At 61.5% G+C, this 19,381-nt stretch carries 14 protein-coding genes; 8 read left to right on the top strand and 6 right to left on the bottom strand.

Features of this window, described 5'->3' with window-relative positions:
* Positions 1-26: 26 nt before the first annotated feature.
* The 5 genes from ACTYOL_RS19150 to ACTYOL_RS19130 all read right to left on the bottom strand — a co-directional run bounded on the left by ACTYOL_RS19150 (position 27) and on the right by ACTYOL_RS19130 (position 8,399).
* Complete coding sequence (locus tag ACTYOL_RS19150; protein WP_444756930.1) at positions 27-2,918, bottom strand: RHS repeat-associated core domain-containing protein; 2,892 nt, start codon at positions 2,916-2,918, stop codon at positions 27-29.
* Between the two features lie 111 nt (positions 2,919-3,029).
* Positions 3,030-3,788 carry a thiol:disulfide interchange protein DsbG gene (gene dsbG / locus ACTYOL_RS19145; RefSeq protein WP_444756929.1) on the bottom strand — a complete coding sequence of 253 codons (759 nt, stop codon included), beginning with the start codon at positions 3,786-3,788 and terminating at the stop codon, positions 3,030-3,032.
* A gap of 1 nt (position 3,789) precedes the next feature.
* Positions 3,790-4,626, bottom strand: coding sequence for a TlpA disulfide reductase family protein (locus ACTYOL_RS19140; RefSeq protein ID WP_063545640.1), 837 nt, complete (start codon positions 4,624-4,626; stop codon positions 3,790-3,792).
* On the bottom strand, positions 4,626-6,356 hold the full coding sequence (dsbD, locus tag ACTYOL_RS19135; RefSeq protein WP_444756928.1) for a protein-disulfide reductase DsbD: 1,731 nt from the start codon (positions 6,354-6,356) through the stop codon (positions 4,626-4,628). The genes ACTYOL_RS19140 and dsbD overlap by 1 nt, the downstream gene beginning before the upstream one ends.
* Before the next feature lie 114 nt (positions 6,357-6,470).
* On the bottom strand, positions 6,471-8,399 hold the full coding sequence (locus ACTYOL_RS19130) for a transglycosylase SLT domain-containing protein (RefSeq protein WP_444756927.1): 1,929 nt from the start codon (positions 8,397-8,399) through the stop codon (positions 6,471-6,473).
* 235 nt (positions 8,400-8,634) lie between these two features.
* On the opposite strand from ACTYOL_RS19130, the gene ACTYOL_RS19125 reads away from it, so the two are divergent.
* Positions 8,635-10,566 (top strand): ATP-binding cassette domain-containing protein, encoded by a 1,932-nt coding sequence (locus ACTYOL_RS19125; RefSeq protein ID WP_054894454.1) that lies wholly within the window; start codon positions 8,635-8,637, stop codon positions 10,564-10,566.
* Between the two features lie 60 nt (positions 10,567-10,626).
* Here the strand turns inward: ACTYOL_RS19125 and ACTYOL_RS19120 are convergent, their stop codons facing one another.
* On the bottom strand, positions 10,627-11,067 hold the full coding sequence (locus ACTYOL_RS19120; protein ID WP_054894453.1) for a universal stress protein: 441 nt from the start codon (positions 11,065-11,067) through the stop codon (positions 10,627-10,629).
* A 109-nt stretch (positions 11,068-11,176) separates the two neighbouring features.
* Between ACTYOL_RS19120 and ACTYOL_RS19115 the strand changes: the two genes are divergently transcribed.
* The 7 genes from ACTYOL_RS19115 (at position 11,177) to ACTYOL_RS19085 (ending at position 19,374) form a co-directional block, all read left to right on the top strand.
* Positions 11,177-11,614 carry a hypothetical protein gene (locus tag ACTYOL_RS19115; protein WP_063545637.1) on the top strand — a complete coding sequence of 146 codons (438 nt, stop codon included), beginning with the start codon at positions 11,177-11,179 and terminating at the stop codon, positions 11,612-11,614.
* A 470-nt stretch (positions 11,615-12,084) separates the two neighbouring features.
* Positions 12,085-14,232, top strand: a complete 2,148-nt coding sequence (gene fadB / locus ACTYOL_RS19110) for a fatty acid oxidation complex subunit alpha FadB (RefSeq protein ID WP_153774552.1) — start codon at positions 12,085-12,087, stop codon at positions 14,230-14,232.
* 30 nt (positions 14,233-14,262) lie between these two features.
* Positions 14,263-15,438, top strand: coding sequence for an acetyl-CoA C-acyltransferase FadA (gene fadA / locus ACTYOL_RS19105; RefSeq protein WP_054894450.1), 1,176 nt, complete (start codon positions 14,263-14,265; stop codon positions 15,436-15,438).
* Between the two features lie 78 nt (positions 15,439-15,516).
* The gene (locus tag ACTYOL_RS19100) at positions 15,517-15,768 is read left to right on the top strand and encodes a DUF1653 domain-containing protein (RefSeq protein WP_054894449.1); all 252 of its coding nucleotides are present in this window, start codon (positions 15,517-15,519) and stop codon (positions 15,766-15,768) included.
* 100 nt (positions 15,769-15,868) lie between these two features.
* Complete coding sequence (topA, locus tag ACTYOL_RS19095) at positions 15,869-18,478, top strand: type I DNA topoisomerase (protein WP_112898835.1); 2,610 nt, start codon at positions 15,869-15,871, stop codon at positions 18,476-18,478.
* Positions 18,479-18,567: 89 nt separating this feature from the next.
* A complete protein-coding gene (locus ACTYOL_RS19090; protein WP_197891604.1) occupies positions 18,568-19,089 on the top strand; it encodes a DUF6586 family protein in 522 nt (173 codons plus the stop codon).
* 51 nt (positions 19,090-19,140) lie between these two features.
* A complete protein-coding gene (locus ACTYOL_RS19085) occupies positions 19,141-19,374 on the top strand; it encodes a hypothetical protein (protein ID WP_011534820.1) in 234 nt (77 codons plus the stop codon).
* Positions 19,375-19,381 lie beyond the last annotated feature (7 nt).

The following is a 19,381-nucleotide window of genomic DNA, read 5'->3' as shown; positions in this document are numbered from 1 at the left end:
CAAGCCGCGCGGGTGTCGTGCTGTATTTAACGCTGTGCGTTGTTGATGCTGTTTCTACGAGTGCTACGACCAGAGTCGCCCATTCTTTTTCTTACCGTCGACGGGTTACTTGACAGCGTCGAAGAGTTACTTGATAGGCTTGAGCGCCGGCTGGAGTTTGAATTGTCGTCGGTGGTGTCAGAAAACAGTGTCTGCAGGTTGAGAGTATTCTCATCGCTCGATGTACTGTGCGTGCGAGCTAGCGTCGTTACCTGTCGAGTCTCATTTGTATCTTGGCCGTCAATATTGATGGCGATGTGCTGCGGTGTAGGGGACACCTCTTCTGCGTCGGTATGTGCCGATGGACCGGGCAAGGCGGCCCTCTCTATAGCGTCGTGCGTATTCGGGCGCTGTTCCCCAAGTATGGGCGAGTGTGGTCTGCTAATGGGGTTTTGGTGAACGAATTTTCCGCCGCCTACGGAGTTGTGATTATCGGGTGATTGAGCATCATTTTCGGACGATGGAGCCTCTTCAGGCGCCAACTGAGCACGGCGAATTTGTTCTGCTTTACGATGTTTCATAAACAGCCGATATTGTGTAGGCGTTTCTCTCATCACCGATGTGGCGGCGCCAAATATGGTCAAATATATCGTGAGGGGATCATTGGGGGAGAGCCAGCCCCAGATCATTAAAACAATCGCATTAAGGATGTACAGTGTCCTTAGTGCGCTGGATCCAACATGGAGGCGGCCACCCGGTTCTCTCCAGTGTTTCCATAAGGGAGCTGTCAGTGATGTTCCGTTTCTCTCGGCATCTTTGACCTGGTAGTAGAGGGGCTGGTTGTGCGTAACAAGATTCGCGACGTTCATCAGAAGTAGCCACATGGCAAATATTTCTATGACGGTAGTCAAAACGGTCTCTGTTGGAAACATCCCTATAGCGTCACGAAAGCGCAGAGGATTATTTCTGTTCATCCGATACAGATTCGGGCCATCAACAAGCCCACCGGGATCGGCACTCAGCCATCGGCCCAACCCCGTCTGATAGTATCGCCAGCCGTAGTAGTAAAGACCGCTGGCATCGAGCTCCTTGCCGGCATGACGCGACGTACGTTGGGTTAATCCGTCGACTTCCGCTGCCTGCTCATCCAGGCCAACTGTTTCGCCATAGGGGCTGTATTCCTCACGCGAGACGATGTTTCCCGCCTCGTCCGTTTCTCCCGCACTGCTGCCCAGATGATCGCTAAATCCATAGCGCAGGTGAACCTCGGTACTCCGGCGATTTTCAATCCAACGCACCTGCTCGACTTCGCTGATCACCACCTGCTTGAGCGCCTGGGGCTGGCCTTCGAGCGTGCGCAGGCGTACCTCGCAGTCATCGATGTAGGTCGTCAGGGTGGTCTGGATTGCGTTGGCCATGCGCACCGAACTGATTTTGCGACGGCGGGTGCCGCCATTGGCGTAGCGGTACTGCTCGATATCATCCGCCGCTCCGTTGGTGCGTTTGATCAGCGACACCTGACCCAGCTGGTGATCGGCCAACCAAGCCAGCGCCCGGCCATCGACCAGTTGTTTCTGCAGGCCGCCAGGCAGGAAGCCGTTGTCTGGTGTCAGCCCGTGGCCCTCGGGCATTGCGCGGTTGCTTTGGGTCGACACACGCAGGTGCTGGGTGCGCTGACCGGCAGCACCGTTGTGACTCAAGGTGACCAGGTTGTCACCGTCGTCGTATTCATAGCGTTCGCTGTAAGGTGTCCAGACCATGCCGCCCTGGCGGTCGGACGTTCCGAAGGAGGACGACCAGTAGGCACCGACCGGGCTGCGCTCGCGCCCGCTGGCCTCGACCAGGCGGTACAGGGTGTCGTAGGCGTATTCGCGCAGACCGTCAGACTGTAGGTTGTCATGCCATTGAGGGTCGGCACCTTGGTCATCGAGGGCGAGGATGTTGCCTGCGGGATCGTAGCCATAGTGCAGGTCGCTGATCAGCAGATAGCCCAGCGCATGGTCACTTGGGCGTTGCGTACGATGTTGAATCAGGCGCTGACTGGTGGGCGAGTAGCCATAGAGGTCGACCACGCCATTGCCAGACGTCTGCGCCATGACCATGCCATCGGCCCTGCGCGTGACAGCCGCGAGCGCCATGGCCTCCTTGGCACCCTGGCGCAAATGTATCTGACGTACTGCGCCACTGACGTCCAGTGTCTTCGAGCTCGTGACCCCGGCTGCGTTGGTGCGTACCAGCACATCGCCCACTGCGTTGTATCGGTTAACGGTGATCAGTACGTTCTCTTCCAGATCACCTTCACTGCTGCCAGCCCAATCGGGTTGTTCGGCTTGAGGTTGCAACAGCTGTTGCCGGGTTTCGAGAGGTTTGCTGGTCAGCGATAGCAAGGCTGTATGGGTCAGGCCTGCGTTGTCGAAATGCTTGAGCGTGGCACCTGCCAGGTTGCGCTGGCGGTCGGCAGCTGTGGCTGGCGCATACACCAGGCGCTCGCGCATACGTGCAATGCCAGCGGCCGGGTGCTCGAAGACCGCGCTCTTGCGTCCGCCTTGTTCTGGGGTTTCATAGGTGTGCGTGTGGTGGGTGCCCTGTGCGTTGCAGGTCCACAGCGGCCGACCAGTGGCATCATCAAGCGACAGTGAAGTATCGCCGTCGGTGGTATGCAGCTTCAACTGTCGGCCGCCGAGGCTGGCGACCGTCGTGGCATCAGCCAGCGTCGTTGCGCCTGCCGATACCTGCAATGCTCGGGCACCGAACTGGCGGACGGTGCGGGTCAGTGCATCTGCATGGGTGCGGTTACGCAGCAGTTTTGCTGCGGGTATGTCTGCTCCATCCTGTGGGGAGCGCAGCAGGCGCAGCGTCACCGTAGCGCCTGCTGCACCGGAGAGCACCGTCACGTCCGGTGTTTCGGCATGGTAGCGTGCAGCCTTGATGGCAGGCATCTGCGATCCCTCTTCTCATCGCATCCTGTGCACCGATCGCGTGGCCGCGAGGGTGCGATAAGAGGAGTCTAGGGAGACTGCGTCGGTCTCGCACCTGACAGATTTATCAGGTCAGCGCTTGCCCAGGATCTTGCCGAGCATTTCCGGGCGTGGCGCGCCTTGTTGGCTTTGCAGTTGTCCCTGTTCATCCTGGTAGAAGATCGCAGGCGTTGCGCCCAGCCCCATTTCTTCCATCAACGCCTGGTTGGCTGCGAGTTGCTTCTGTGTGGGTTCGGGAATGGTGTCCAGTGCCTTGAGCGTGCTGGCCTTGCCAGCGCTTTCGTGTTCTTGCAGTGCCTTGGCAGGGTCTTTTGCCGACAACAGCGCGGCGGACTTGCCAGGGCTGTCCGGGCGGATGATGCCGACCATGATATGGCGCAATTGCACCTTGCCCGAGTCGACCCAGGGCCGCGCCTGTTGCCAGAACATGTTGCAGTACGGGCAGTTGGGGTCGCTGAACAGGTAGACGATGCGTGGCGCATCGGCCTTGCCGTCCTGGATCCAGGCGGTCTTTTCCATCTTCGCCCAGATTTCCTTGCTCATCGGTGTGTAGACCAGCTTGTCCAATGGCTCGGCGCTCAGGTCCTGGCCTTGTTCATTGAACAGGCTGCCAACCAGCACGTGCTTGCCGTCGGGGGTCAGATACAGGGCGATGCCGTTGCTATGGTACTCGGCGGCATAGCCGCGCAGGCCATTGGGCGCGTCGAACGTGCCCTTGATCACCGCGCCCTTGGCCTCCATCTGCTGAATCGGCTTGGGCCAGGGCTCTGCTTGGGCCAGGGGCGCGACGAGCAGGGCCAGGGAGAGGGGCAGGAGAGCAGTCAGTCGCATGTCATTTTCCTTGTACGGCGGGGGCGGGCGCCACGGCCCGCTTTAAAGGTTCCAGGGCGTTGTGCAGGCTGGCGCGGGACAGCTCGCCGAGATGGCTGCCTACCAGGCGGCCCTCGGCGTTGTAGAACAAAGTGGTGGGCAGGGCCATGGAGCCGACCCGTTGCGCCAGTTGCCCACTGCCGTCGAACAGCACGTGGTTCAGGCTCAGGCCGGTCGTGGCAAGGAAGGTACTGACGCTTTCGGGTGTTTCGCCTTGGTTGACGAACAGGAAGGTCACGTCGGGGTAGTCGCTCTGGGCCTGCTGCAGCACGGGCATCTCCCGTCGGCACGGTGGGCACCAGGTGGCCCAGATGTTGATGACCAGGGGTGTGCCGCGGTAGCTGTGCAGGGCCACCGACTCGCCGCTGGCGTTGCGCAGGCTCAGATCGGGCAGTTCGGTGCCTTTGCTGTAAAGGTGGCTGCCCAGGCTTGCCAGCCCCCAGAACAGGGCGCCGCTGAACAGTGCCCAGCCCAGTGGCCGGCGCAGGCCCGGACGGCGTCGACCTTGCCACAAGGCAGCAGCGACGATGCCCGCCAGGCCGCTCCAGAGTTGGAAGCCGCCATCGCGAATGTCGATGATCTGCAGTGGCTCGTCGCGGTACATCGCCCAGTACTCCAGGACGAAGCCTGCACGCGCGCTGAGGACTCCGACCAGAAACAGGTTGAACAGTGCCGACTCGGGGCTTTCGCCGCCACGGCGGGCCACCCACCAGCCGACCAGGCAAGCGATGCCCAATGCACTGAGCAGCAGCAGGTGGTTCAGGGCCATGGTCAATGGCCCCAGGGTTACCGTCAGCATCAACCTTGACTCCTGGTCTGGGCCCAGTGTTGCAGGAACGCTGCCGCGTCGATTTCGCCGGTGATGCGCCGGGTACGGCGCTCGTCACCTTCCGGGCCGATCCAGATCAGGCTGGGCGGGCCTGGAACCTGGTAGCGTTGCAGCAATGCGCGGCTGGCGGGGGTGTCGGCAGTGACATCCAGGCGCAGCAGTTGCACGCCGTCGAGGCTGGCTTGCACGTCGCTGCGGGCAAATACCTGTTTCTCCATCACTTTGCACGATACGCACCAGTCGGCGTAGTAGTCGACTAACACCCATTGGTTGCGCGCCTTGGCGGCATCCAGTTCGCGCTGCAGGTCCTGCGGGTTGTCGATGGTGATAACCCGCTGGTCATGGGCGCTGCTCATCGGCGCGGCGCCACCACCGGTGAATGGCTGCAGCGGTTGCCACAGATCGTTGCCACCGGCGGCAGCACCGACCAGCAACAGGCCACCCCAGAGCGCACCCAGCAACGGCAGGGCTCGCAGCGCCGGCAGACGCTGCAGGGCAGGCCATGCAGCCCAGGCCAGGGCAATCAGCCAGGCGCCGACCAGTGCCAGCAGCAGTGGTTCTGGCAGCAGGCTGCGCAGGGTGTACAGCGCCATTGCCAGGAAGACGAAGCCGAACACGCCCTTGACCAGGTTCATCCAGGATCCAGGGCGTGGCAGGTAGCGGTTGCCCAGGGTGACCAGCAACAGCAGTGGAACGCCCATGCCCAGCCCCAGGCTGAACAGCACCAGCGCGCCCTGCACCACATCGCCGCTCTGGGCGATATAGAGCAGCGCACCGGCCAGTGGCGCGGTCATGCACGGCCCCATAAGCAGGCCCGAGAGCGCGCCAAGCAACGCTGCGCCATACAGGTTGCCGCCACGCGTGCCCTGGCCTGCACGATCGAGGCGGTCACGCACGGCGGCGGGCAGCTGCAGTTCGAAGGCCCCGAACATCGGCAGGGCGAGGATCACGAACAGGCCGGCCAGGCTGCCCAGCAGCCAAGGTTGCTGTAGCCAGGCCTGCAGGCTGGCGCCGAGCAGCGCGGCGACCACACCCAGTGCGGCGTACACCAAGGCCATGCTCAGAACGTAGACGCCGGCCAGAATCCAGCCACGTCGTGCACTGGCACCATTGCCCATGACCAACCCGGCGAGGATGGGCAGCATCGGTAGCGAGCAGGGGGTGAAGGCCAGCAGCAGACCCAGGCCGAAGAACGCCAGCAGGTTCCAGGCCAGGCTGCTGTGCTGAAGGCCGCTGGCCAGGGCCTGGTCGCTGGCTTGTCCGCCATCCGGTGCGGCTGGCGCAGCAGAAACCGCCTGGCCGCCCAGATCGATCACGGTGGTTTGCGGTGGATAGCACAGCCCGGCATCGGCGCAGCCCTGCCAGCCCAGTCGCAGTTCGCCAGTGGCGTTGGCGGGCAGCAGCAACTCGAGTTCGGTGCGATAGACGGCGCTGTCGCCGAAGAACTCGTCATGATGGTTGAGAGCCGCAGGCAGTTGCGGTTGCTGATCGACGGGAATGCCGTCGAACTTCAGGCGCTTCTGGTAGAGGTAGTAGCCATCCTTGATCTGGAAATACAGGCGCATCTGCCCGGAAGGCAAGCGGTCCTGGCTCAGGACGAAAGCCTGATTCACCGGCAGGAAGTCCGACTTGGGAGCGAAGGGATTGGCCTGGAGCGGGCCGGCGAGCAGGAATGTCAGGAAGAGCAGGAGAACACGCATGTCGACGCCTTGGCAGTGCATTGAGTGCACCATGCTGGAGCAGACTGATTAACCGAAAGTTAACCCGGTCCGACATGAGGCCCTGTCGGTTGCTCCGACAGGGCCTGGGCCGGATCACATGTCGTCGAAGTAGCGTTCGTGCCAGTCCACCAACGGTTGGGGTGCGTTCAGTTTCTGGCCATAGATCACCGAGTACGACAGCACGTTCTGCACATACTGACGCGTCTCATCGAACGGGATCGACTCGACCCAGACATCGAAGCTCAGGTGCTTGGCGCCCTTGAGCCACTGACGTACGCGACCGGGGCCTGCGTTGTAGGCGGCCGACGCCAGCACGCGGTTGCCGTTGAACTGGCCGTGCACCTGGCTCAGGTAGGCGGCGCCGAGCTGGATGTTCTTGTCCGGATCGAGCACCTGCGCAGGCGAGGCCAGCGGAATGCTGAACTTGCGCGCGGTCTCCTTGGCGGTTCCTGGCATCAGTTGCATCAGGCCGCTGGCGCCTACTGGCGAGCGGGCATCGTCCATGAAGGCACTTTCCTGACGGGTGATGGCGAATACCCAGCTCGAGTGCAGGCCGCGGACTTTGGCTTCGCGCACCAGGGTGTCGCGGTGGGCCATCGGGAAGCGGATGTCCAGGTCGTCCCAGTACTTGGCCTGGCTGATGGTGCGGATAGCCGGGAAGTACCAGCGCAGGTCGTAGGCCAGGCGGGCCTGGGCGACCATTTCGTCACGGTTGAAGTGGCGGCTGACGTGGTACCACTCGCGGCGCCCCTCGACAATCTGGCCACGGGCGTGGAACTCCAGGGCGCGGCGCACGCCGGGGGTGTTACGCACCTTGTTGATCAACTGCTGGCTCAGTACCAGGGGTTTGTTGTTGAGCTGGTACGGTGTTTGCGCGCGATCGGCAGCAAGAAAACCATAGAAGTCGCGCTCACGCGAGACGTTCTTGTAGAGCAGCGGGATCTGCGGGTTGTTGGGTTGTGCCAGCTCCAGGCTGCGTGCCTGCCAGTAGCGCCAGCGGCTGCTGTCGGCCAGATCCTGGGGCAGGCGGCGGCTCAGTTCGTAGGCTTCTTCCCAGCGCCCGAGACGCAGCAGCAGGCGCATGCGCCATTCGCTGACGGTGTTGTCGCGCAGTTCCGGGTCGTAGCGGGTCATCAGGTCGAGGGCACGCGGATCGTAGCGCCGTGCGAGCGTGAGGCCGATTTCGCGGGCGATGGCGACCTTCTCGTCGCGGGAGAAATGCATGCGCTGGGCGTAGTCGTCGAGCAGGGCCATGGCTTGCTCGGGATCCTGCCGCGCCAGGCGGCGCAGGCCGAGGCTGACCACATCGGACATCGCTTCGTTGACCGGCATGAAGCGCGAAGGCTGCTTGAGCAGCTCGGGTTTCTGCGCCACATCGATCAGCAGCTTGCCTTGCGGGCCGAGTGTGGTGAGCGTTTGCACCAGGTTGTTGGCCAGGCTGTAGTTGCGCGCCTCGGCCGCCAGTTTGGCACGCTGCCAGCGGCGGGCCTCGGTGAGCTGGCCTTCTGCGGCCCACAGGCCGAACAAGGTGTCGCAGGCCGCAGGTTGCGACTTGCCGACGTTCCACAGTTTTTCGGCAGTGGCGAAACCTTCGGCGCGCAGGCCGTTGGTCAACTGGTACTGGCCGTTGAGGCAATCCAGTTCGGTGAAGTTCAGCTTCGGGTCGTAGTATTTGGCGAAGGTCTTCCAGTCGCCGCGTTCGGCCTGCCAGCGCAACCAGCGCAGTTTCATCCAGTTGGCCTGGGGCAGGTCACCGTGTTTGGCGAGGAAGCCTTCGACTTCCTCGTTGCTGGCAGTCTTCAGCCGCGCGGTGAGCTCGTCGTAGGCCAGGTAGGGTGTGAGCGGATAGTCGCTGAGCGCTTGGGCATAGCGCAGGTAGGGACCCTTGTCGCCTTTGGCGAGGGCACGCTTGGCCTCGTCGTAGTACTGGCGCTGCTGGGTGATGTCGAGGGCCTGTGCAGCACTCGCGGTCGTAGCGGTGAGCACCAGGCAGGAAACGAATTGGAACAGGCGGCTGCGCATGATACGTCCGGGCAGTTGAACCATGAAAAGTGACGGCGAAGCCAGCACTGTTGAAATCTAGTTTCCTTAGCTTAGCCGTTTGCCGGCGATGGATGAAAGCACTGTGCTTGTATCGAATCGTTAACACCGACCACGCGTCGCCAAGCGCTCGCTGCCATCGCACCCGGAATGTCACGCAGGGGCGAAGTAGGCGTGAAAGTCAGGTAGAATGCGCGCCCGGTTTTTGGAGATGATCATGACCCTGCTCAAATTCAGCGATGTGTCCCTCGCGTTCGGCGCCATGCCGCTGCTGGACAAGGTGTCCTGGCAGATCGCCCGTGGCGAGCGGGTGTGCATTATCGGCCGTAACGGCACCGGCAAGTCGAGCATGTTGCGCCTGGTCAAGGGTGAGCAGAAACCCGACGAAGGAGAAATCTGGCGTGCGCCGGCACTGAAGATCGGTGAGCTTCCGCAGGAATTGCCGGTGGCCGACGATCGCAGCGTGTTCGATGTGGTCGCCGAGGGCCTCGACGGCGTCGGTGCGCTGCTCGCCGAATATCACCACCTGAGCCAGAACATCCAGAATGATGCCGACCTGGACAAGCTGATGCATGTCCAGCATGAGCTGGAAGCCCGCGACGGCTGGCGCCTGCAACAGGTCGTGGAGAGCACCCTGAGCCGCCTGCAACTGCCGGCCGACAAGACCCTCGCCGAGCTGTCCGGCGGCTGGCGCCGTCGCGTGCTGCTGGCCCAGGCGCTGGTGTCCGAGCCTGACCTGCTGCTGCTCGACGAACCGACCAACCACCTGGACATCGGTGCCATCGCCTGGCTCGAAGAGGCCCTGAGCGGCTTCAACGGCGCCGTGTTGTTCATCACTCACGACCGCTCGTTCCTGCAGAACCTGGCCACGCGGATCCTCGAGCTGGACCGCGGCGGGCTGATTGACTGGAACGGCGACTACGCCAGCTTCCTGGTGCACAAGGAGGCTGCGCTGGCCGCCGAGGAAACCGCCAATGCGCTGTTCGACAAGCGCCTGGCCCAGGAAGAGGTCTGGATCCGCCAGGGCATCAAGGCCCGGCGTACCCGTAATGAAGGCCGTGTGCGTGCCCTCAAGGCCCTGCGCGTGGAGCGCAGCGAGCGTCGCGAGCGCCAGGGCAGGGCGAACATCCAGATCGAGGTCGCCGACAAGTCCGGCAAGCAGGTGATGGTGCTGGAAAACGTCAGCTTCGCGCACCCTCAGGGGCCGAAGCTGGTCAAGGATTTCTCCATGGTCCTGCAGCGCCAGGACCGCATCGGCCTGCTCGGCGCCAACGGCACCGGCAAGACCACCTTGCTCAAGCTCATGCTGGGTGACCTGGAGCCGACCGCCGGCAAGGTCGATCGCGGCACCAAGCTGGAGGTGGCCTACTTCGACCAGATGCGTCACCAGCTCGACCTCGAGAAGACGGTGATCGACAACCTCGCCGAAGGTCGCGACTTCATCGAGATCGATGGTCAGAATCGCCACGTGCTGAGCTACCTCGGTGACTTCCTGTTCAGCCCCCAGCGTGCACGCACGCCGGTCAAGGCGCTGTCTGGTGGTGAACGTGCGCGTCTGTTGCTGGCCAAGCTGTTCAGCAAACCGGCCAACTTGCTGGTGCTGGACGAGCCGACCAACGACCTGGACGTCGAGACCCTCGAGCTGCTCGAGGAAGTGCTGTCCAACTTCAAGGGCACGGTACTGATGGTCAGCCACGACCGGGCCTTCCTCGACAACGTGGTCACCAGCACCCTGGTGTTCGAGGGTGAGGGCAAGGTGCGTGAGTACGTGGGTGGCTATGAAGACTGGATCCGCCAGGGGGGCTCGCCGAAGCTGCTGGGCGTGACCGAGAGCAAGGGCGGCAAGTCCGAGCTCAACAGTGCGGTGGTCGAGAAGGTTGCGGTCGAGGTCGCCCCGGAGCCCGTGGCGCCTGTGGTGGCCGACAGTAGCAAGAAAAAGCTGAGCTACAAACTGCAGCGTGAGCTGGAGATGCTGCCTGGGCAGATCGATGCGCTGGAGCAGAAGATGGCGGTGCTGCAGGAAGAGGTGAACGCGCCTGGCTTCTATCAGCGGCCGATTGGCGAAACGTCGGACGTGCTGGCCAAGCTCGAGAAGTTGCAGGCTGAGCTGGATGTGCTGGTCGAGCGCTGGGCCGAGCTGGAAGGTTGAGTCGATCGAGCCGGCCCTATCGCGGGACAAGTCCCAGCGATAGGGCCGGCTCGGGCTATATCATTCTTTCTTCTGCAAGCGCACCGCCAGTACATCGCACGGTGCCCCATGCAGCACGTCATTGGCCGTAGAACCCAGTAGCAGCGCCAGACCATGGCGGCCATGGCTGCCGACCACGATCAGGTCGCACTTCTGATCCTTGGCCAGTTGGTGTATTTCCTGGCGCGGCTGGCCGTAGGTCAGGTGCGAATCGCCGCGCTGGATGTCTGGATATTTGTTGAACAGGCGATCCATACGTTCCTTGGCCTGGTCGAACTGCTGTTGCTGCAGTTGCGACAGGTCCATCGGCACGTCGCCACCAAATGCCATGGCCATCGGCTCGACGATATGCACCAGGGAAACCTTGGCTCCGGTGGGTTCGGCGAGCTTCATGGCACGCTTGATCACCGGATCGCATTCTTCGGTCAGGTCGACGGCAACCAGAAGATGTTCGTAGGACATGAGCGGCACTCCTGACAATCGCAATAATGAAAGTATGGTCGCTTTCTGGCAGGTCTTGCGTGAAAAAGACTAACCCGCTCATTTGCAACGCTTTATGGGAACTACAGATATGACGGTATGGCTGGTGGTGTCAATCCTTGCGCTGATTCTCAGCCCGTTGGCCTGGTTGCGACCGTCCCGCAAGCAGAGCGAACAGATGAGCCTGCGCCTGGAGGGGCGGCGCATGGGCCTGGCCATGCAACTGGCGCCCCAACAGTGGCCGCACTGGCTGCAAAGCGAGCCGCCAAGCCCATGTCCGCAGTATCACCGAGGGCGGCGCAAAGGGCGTGAGGATAGCTGGTGCTATTGGCAGGTCAGCCCGGGAGTGTGGTGGAACAAATGGCGTGAACCCTGCGAGGAGCCTCGTCTGGCGGAGTGTTTTGCGCGGTTGCCGGCCAATGTCTACAAGGTGGAGGCCGATACGCGCATGATCGCCTTGTACTGGAGCGAGCGCGGCGAAAAATCTGTATTGCAGGATATTGCCCACACACTCGAAACCCTCGCCTGAGGCATGCGCAAAAAAAAGTGGGAGCAGGGCAACCCTGATCCCACAGTGGTGAAGCTGGCCAGGCAGGCCGGGAAAACATTCGATTCGAGGGCAGTGTAGACCCTTGTCTCGAATGTGCGCATGAAAAATCAGCAGGCTGGCAGCGCAACTAACCCCACCAGCCATTGGCCGATCGTCGACATGAATGATCGACAATCACTGTCATCATGTTTTATCCCCTGGTGTTACAAAATGACTGGAAAGTCGCGTTTTCCGGGTGCTTTCGAGCATTTGACAACGCCGACCTTTTCGGAGAATGTGTGCGTACCCAAATCAAACGGGCGTATGAATTGAGCGTTTGTATGTTCACATCGCTCGTACAGAATCCCGACTAGCGCGCTGACGGGTGTGCCTGGGGGAGGGCTTGAAGATGGCCTTCCTGTCAGTGATCGGCGTGTACAGTTCAGCTTCCATATCGTGGAGATCAGTTGATGATTTACGAAGGTAAAGCCATCACGGTTAAGGCTCTTGAAAGCGGCATCGTCGAACTGAAGTTCGACCTCAAGGGTGAGTCCGTCAACAAATTCAACCGCCTTACCCTGAACGAGCTGCGTCAGGCCGTGGATACCATCAAGGCCGACGCTTCCATCAAGGGTGTGATCGTCAGCAGCGGCAAGGACGTGTTCATCGTCGGTGCCGACATCACCGAATTCGTCGACAATTTCAAGCTGCCCGAGGCCGAGCTGGTGGCCGGCAACCTGGAAGCCAACCGTATCTTCAGCGACTTCGAAGACCTCGCGGTGCCGACCGTCGTGGCCATCAACGGCATTGCCCTGGGCGGCGGCCTGGAGATGTGCCTGGCGGCGGATTACCGCGTCATGTCCAGCAGCGCCAAGATCGGCCTGCCGGAAGTCAAGCTGGGCATCTACCCAGGCTTTGGCGGCACCGTTCGCCTGCCGCGTCTGATCGGCTCGGACAATGCCATCGAATGGATCGCCTCGGGCAAGGAAAACCGCGCTGAAGACGCCCTGAAAGTGGGTGCCGTCGATGCCGTGGTCGCGCCTGAACTGCTGCAGGCCGGTGCTCTGGACCTGATCAAGCGCGCCATCAGCGGTGAGCTGGACTACAAGGCCAAGCGTCAGCCCAAGCTCGAGAAACTCAAGCTCAACGCCATCGAGCAGATGATGGCCTTCGAAACCGCCAAGGGTTTTGTCGCCGGTCAAGCCGGCCCGAACTACCCGGCCCCGGTCGAAGCCATCAAGACCATCCAGAAGGCTGCCAACTTTGGTCGTGACAAGGCCTTGGAAGTCGAAGCTGCCGGTTTTGCCAAGTTGGCCAAAACCTCGGTCGCCGAGAGCCTGGTCGGCCTGTTCCTGAACGATCAGGAGCTCAAGCGCAAAGCCAAGGCCCACGACGAGATCGCTCGTGACGTGAAGCAGGCCGCCGTACTCGGCGCCGGCATCATGGGTGGCGGTATCGCCTACCAGTCGGCGGTCAAGGGCACGCCGATCCTGATGAAGGATATTCGCGAGGAAGCTATCCAGCTGGGCCTTAACGAAGCGTCCAAGCTGCTTGGCAAGCGCGTCGAGAAAGGCCGCCTGACCCCGGCGAAGATGGCCGAAGCTCTCAACGCCATTCGCCCGACCTTGTCGTATGGCGATTTCGCCAACGTCGACATCGTCGTCGAGGCTGTGGTCGAGAACCCGAAGGTCAAGCAGGCGGTGCTGGCCGAGGTGGAAGGGCAGGTCAAGGAAGACGCGATTCTGGCGTCGAACACCTCGACCATTTCGATCAACTTGCTGGCCAAGGCGCTCAAGCGTCCGGAAAACTTCGTTGGCATGCACTTCTTCAACCCGGTGCACATGATGCCGCTGGTCGAAGTCATTCGTGGCGAGAAGTCCAGTGAAGTGGCTGTCGCCACCACGGTGGCCTATGCCAAGAAAATGGGCAAGAATCCGATTGTGGTCAACGATTGCCCGGGCTTCCTGGTCAACCGCGTACTGTTCCCGTACTTCGGTGGCTTCGCCAAGCTGGTCAGCGCAGGCGTCGATTTCGTGCGTATCGACAAGGTCATGGAAAAGTTCGGCTGGCCGATGGGCCCGGCCTACTTGATGGACGTGGTCGGCATCGACACCGGCCACCATGGTCGCGACGTGATGGCAGAAGGCTTCCCGGACCGCATGAAGGACGACCGCCGCTCCGCCGTCGACGCCCTGTACGAAGCCAATCGCCTGGGTCAGAAGAACGGCAAGGGCTTCTATGCCTACGAGACCGACAAGCGCGGCAAGCCGAAGAAAGTCGCCGATGCGTCCGTGCTGGACGTGCTCAAGCCGGTGATCTTCGAGCAGCGTGAAGTCAGTGACGAGGACATCATCAACTGGATGATGGTGCCGCTGTGCCTGGAGACCGTGCGTTGCCTGGAAGATGGCATCGTCGAAACTGCAGCCGAGGCGGACATGGGCCTGGTCTACGGCATCGGTTTCCCTCCCTTCCGCGGTGGTGCGCTGCGCTACATCGATTCGATCGGTGTCGCCGAGTTCGTTGCCCTGGCCGACAAGTACGCCGATCTGGGTCCGCTGTACCACCCGACTGCGAAGCTGCGTGAGATGGCCAAGAACGGCCAGCGCTTCTTCAACTGAACGGCCACGAGCTAGAGCGAGATTATTGATATGAGCCTGAATCCAAGAGACGTGGTGATTGTCGACTTCGGTCGCACGCCGATGGGCCGTTCCAAGGGTGGCATGCACCGCAACACCCGTGCCGAGGACATGTCGGCGCACCTGATCAGCAAGCTGCTGGAGCGCAACGACAAGGTCGATCCGAAAGAGGTCGAGGATGTGATCTGGGGCTGCGTCAACCAGACCCTGGAGCAGGGGTGGAACATCGCGCGCATGGCGTCGCTGATGACCCCGATCCCGCACACTTCCGCTGCGCAGACCGTCAGCCGCCTGTGCGGCTCGTCGATGAGTGCGCTGCACACCGCTGCCCAGGCGATCATGACCGGCAACGGCGATGTATTCGTGATCGGTGGTGTCGAGCATATGGGGCACGTCAGCATGATGCACGGCGTCGACCCGAACCCGCACCTGTCCTTGCACGCTGCCAAGGCTTCCGGGATGATGGGCCTGACTGCGGAGATGCTCGGCAAGATGCACGGCATCACCCGTGAGCAGCAGGACCTGTTCGGCCTGCGTTCGCACCAGTTGGCCCACAAGGCCACGGTCGAGGGCAAGTTCAAGGATGAGATCATCCCGATGCAGGGCTACGACGAGAACGGCTTCCTCAAGGTCTTTGACTACGACGAAACCATTCGCCCCGAGACCACCCTCGAGGGCCTCGCTGCGCTCAAGCCGGCGTTCAACCCCAAGGGTGGCACTGTCACCGCTGGCACCTCGTCGCAGATCACCGACGGTGCCTCGTGCATGATCGTCATGTCCGGCCAGCGTGCCATGGACCTCGGCATCCAGCCATTGGCCGTGATTCGTTCGATGGCAGTAGCCGGTGTGGATCCGGCGATCATGGGTTATGGGCCGGTGCCTTCGACTCAGAAAGCCCTCAAGCGCGCGGGTCTGACCATCGCCGACATCGATTTCTTCGAGCTCAACGAAGCCTTCGCCGCACAGGCCCTGCCAGTGCTGAAGGATCTGAAAGTGCTCGACAAGATGGATGAGAAGGTTAACCTGCACGGCGGCGCCATCGCCCTGGGTCACCCGTTCGGTTGCTCCGGTGCGCGGATTTCCGGCACTCTGCTCAACGTCATGAAGCAGAATGGCGGTACGCTGGGTGTTGCGACCATGTGTGTCGGCCTGGGTCAGGGTATCACCACTGTCTTCGAACGCGTCTGATCGCTTCGCAGGACAGCAGCCGGGGCCTTGTGCCCCGGTTTTTGTTTTTTACAGGATTTGTTCAAGAGGGTGGGCAGCATGCAGATACAACCAGGCGTATACCGGCATTACAAAGGGCCTGAGTACCGTGTCTTCAGCGTTGCGCGGCACTCGGAGAGCGAAGAGTGGATGGTGTTCTACCAATGCCTGTATGGTGACTATGGGTTTTGGGTGCGGCCACTTTCGATGTTCCAGGAGTCGGTCGAGGTTGACGGCGAGCAGGTGCCACGCTTTGCTTTGGTCAAGGCCGAAGAGGGGCTTGCGGCACTGGCCGGGAAGCCTCGCGAGTGAACGACCGCGCTTGACCTCACTCTTTTGCCACTATATATAGCGGTGCCGCGTCCGGCACCTGACGCGTTTTTCATCTTCAGATTCAGGAATACTCCGATCCATGGGCAAATCGCTGGTCATTGTGGAATCCCCGGCCAAGGCCAAGACCATCAACAAGTACCTGGGCAGCCAGTACGTGGTGAAGTCGAGTATCGGCCACATCCGAGACCTCCCCACCAGCGGTTCGGCCAGTACGGCCAAGGAACCGGCGGCCAAGCGCGGCAAGACCGCGAGTGAGGCTCCGGCGCTGACGCCGAAGGAGAAAGCCCGGCGCCAACTGGTGGCGCGCATGGGTGTCGACCCAGAGGCCGGCTGGAAGGCCAAGTACGAGATCCTTCCCGGCAAGGAGAAGGTGATCGACGAGTTGCGTCGTTTGGCCAAGGATGCCGACACCATCTATCTCGCAACCGACTTGGATCGCGAGGGGGAAGCCATTGCCTGGCACCTGCGCGAAGCCATCGGGGGAGACGACAGCCGCTACAAGCGCGTGGTGTTCAACGAAATCACCAAGAAGGCCATTCAGGAGGCGTTTTCGCAGCCTGGGGACCTGGATATCGCCCGGGTCAATGCCCAGCAGGCGCGGCGCTTCCTCGACCGCGTGGTGGGCTACATGGTTTCGCCGCTGCTTTGGTCCAAGATCGCCCGTGGCCTGTCCGCCGGCCGTGTGCAATCGGTGGCTGTGAAGCTGGTGGTCGAGCGGGAGCGCGAGATCCGTGCGTTCAATCCCGAAGAATACTGGGAGGTCCATGCTGACCTGGGCACGGCGAAGAACGCCAAGGTGCGCTTCGAAGTGGCGCGCGAGAACGGTGAAGCCTTCAAGCCGTTGAACGAAGCGCAGGCCATGGCGGCGCTGGAGAAGCTCAAGACTTCCAGCTACAGCGTGATCAAGCGTGAAGATCGCCCGACCAGCAGCAAGCCATCGGCGCCCTTCATCACCTCGACCTTGCAGCAGGCGGCAAGCAACCGCCTGGGCTTCGGGGTGAAGAAGACCATGATGATGGCCCAGCGTCTGTATGAAGCCGGCTACATCACATACATGCGTACCGACTCGACCAACCTGTCGACCGATGCCGTTGAAATGGCGCGCAGCTACATCGAAAGCGAGTTCGGCAAGCAGTACCTGCCGGCCGCTCCGGTCGTCTACGGCAGCAAGGAAGGCGCACAGGAGGCGCACGAAGCGATTCGTCCCTCCGACGTCAACACCCACCCGAGCAAGCTCAGTGGCATGGAGCGTGATGCCGAGCGCCTGTACGAGCTGATCTGGCGCCAGTTCCTGGCCTGCCAGATGCCACCGGCGCAGTACCTGTCCACGAGCGTCACCGTGGCGGCTGGCGATTTCGAGTTGCGTGCCAAGGGCCGTATTCTCAAGTTCGACGGTTACACCCGTGTGCTGCCACAACAGGCCAAGCCGGGCGAGGACGATGTGCTGCCGGAAATGGGGCAGGGCGAGACGCTCAAGTTGATCCAGCTCGACCCAAGCCAGCACTTCACCAAGCCGCCGGCGCGTTTCACCGAGGCGAGCCTGGTCAAGGAAATGGAAAAACGTGGTATTGGTCGTCCGTCGACCTATGCAGCCATCATTTCCACCATCCAGGACCGCGGCTATGTGACCCTGCACAACCGCCGCTTCTATTCCGAGAAGATGGGCGACATCGTGACCGAGCGCTTGTCCGAAAGCTTCTCCAACCTGATGGACTACGGCTTCACCGCCGGCATGGAAGAGAATCTCGATGACGTGGCCCAGGGCGAGCGTGACTGGAAAAACGTGCTCGACGAGTTCTACGGTGATTTCAGCAAGAAGCTGCAGACAGCAGAGTCCAGCGAAAACGGCATGCGAGCCAATCAGCCGACCTTGACCAACATTGCCTGCAAGGAATGCGGTCGGCCGATGATGATCCGCACCGCCTCGACCGGGGTGTTCCTGGGCTGCTCGGGTTACAGCCTGCCGCCCAAGGAGCGCTGCAAGGCCACCGTCAATCTGGTGCCGGGTGACGAGATCGCAGCTGACGACGAGGGTGAATCCGAGTCGCTGGTGCTGCGTGGCAAGCACCGCTGCCCGATCTGCTCGACGGCGATGGACGCCTACCTGCTCGACGAGAAGCACAAGCTGCATATCTGTGGTAATAACCCGGATTGCCCTGGCTACGAGATCGAAGAGGGTAGCTACCGCATCAAGGGCTACGAGGGGCCGAGCCTGGAATGCGACAAGTGCGGCAGCGAGATGCAGCTCAAGACTGGCCGTTTCGGCAAGTTCTTCGGTTGCACCAACCCGGCGTGCAAGAACACCCGCAAGTTGCTCAAGAGCGGCGAGGCTGCGCCACCGAAGATGGACAAGGTGGACATGCCGGAGCTCAAGTGCGAGAAGGTCGACGACACCTACGTGCTGCGTGACGGCGCTTCGGGGTTGTTCCTGGCGGCCAGCCAGTTCCCGAAAAATCGCGAGACCCGTGCGCCGCTGGTGCTGGAAATCATCCCGCACAAGCATGAGATCGATCCGAAGTATCACTTCCTCTGCGATGCACCGCAGAAGGATCCGGACGGTCGTCCGGCGGTGATTCGCTACAGCCGCAAGACCAAGGAGCAGTACGTGCAATCCGAGGTCGATGGCAAGCCGACAGGCTGGAAGGCGTTCTACGACGGCAAGGCGTGGAAGGTCGAAGACAAGCGCTGATTCGTCGGTGTTGCAATTGGGGCCGCTTTGCGGCCCCAATCATTTATGATGCAGCTATTCGCCTTGCTGCCCATGGGAGGTCATCCGAAATGGCCCAGGAACTCTATACCCGCACCAACCAGAAACTGTTCTTTGCAGGCCTGGCTCTTGAGTCCATGGCCAAGGCCGAGCAGAGCCAGGCCATGAATGCCCAGGGCCTGATCCAGGCTGAGCGTGAGGCGGCGGTGTTTCATTTGTATGGGGCGTTGCTCGGGCTGTGCCATGAGATTGCCGGCTTCTATCGTCTGCCCCAGGCGAACGCCGCGCGTGCAGAGCTGTTGCTTGACGATGAAACCCTGAAGACCGTCGCCATTCCGGAAATGGCCGAGATGCTTGAGCTGGCACGCCAACCGCAGACCTGGCTGGCGCAGTTGATCAAGGCTTATGCCGATTTGTTCCAACCACCGGTCGCGAAGAAAGTCGCCAAGACAGATGTCACCCAGCCGTTGATCCAGGCTGTCAATCTCGATGAAGTCGAGGATGTCGTGCTGTCTCGGGCGGAGTTGGAGCGCTGGCGGCAGGACCTAAAAGGGCTTGTAAGACGTTTCCGAGAAGCGTTGAGTGAGTGCTGACAGTCGGCGCGGCTGGTACACTACTCGCCTTTCGTGAACAGCAGGCCCTTTATGTCAACGTCCTTTCTAGAAATTGTCGAATTGCCTGATGGCCGGATCGAACTGCGCCGTGCCGAGGACGAGGGTTCGCTGGTTACCCTGGATTTCTCCGAAGATGCCAAGGCATTTCTTCAGGGGCAGCATGTAGAAGTGGCCAAAGCCATGCTCAGCGTTGGTGTGCAGATGGCAGGTAAGCTGGTCGAAGGTGACTTCGAGCGAGATGAAGGGCCGCGGGTTTTGCACTGAACACGCC

This window comes from Pseudomonas sp. A014 (assembly GCF_052378495.1).
Taxonomy (GTDB): Bacteria; Pseudomonadota; Gammaproteobacteria; order Pseudomonadales; family Pseudomonadaceae; genus Aquipseudomonas; species Aquipseudomonas machongensis.
The sequence above is the reverse complement of the archived record's forward strand: the minus strand, read 5'-3'. Positions and strand labels throughout refer to the sequence as shown.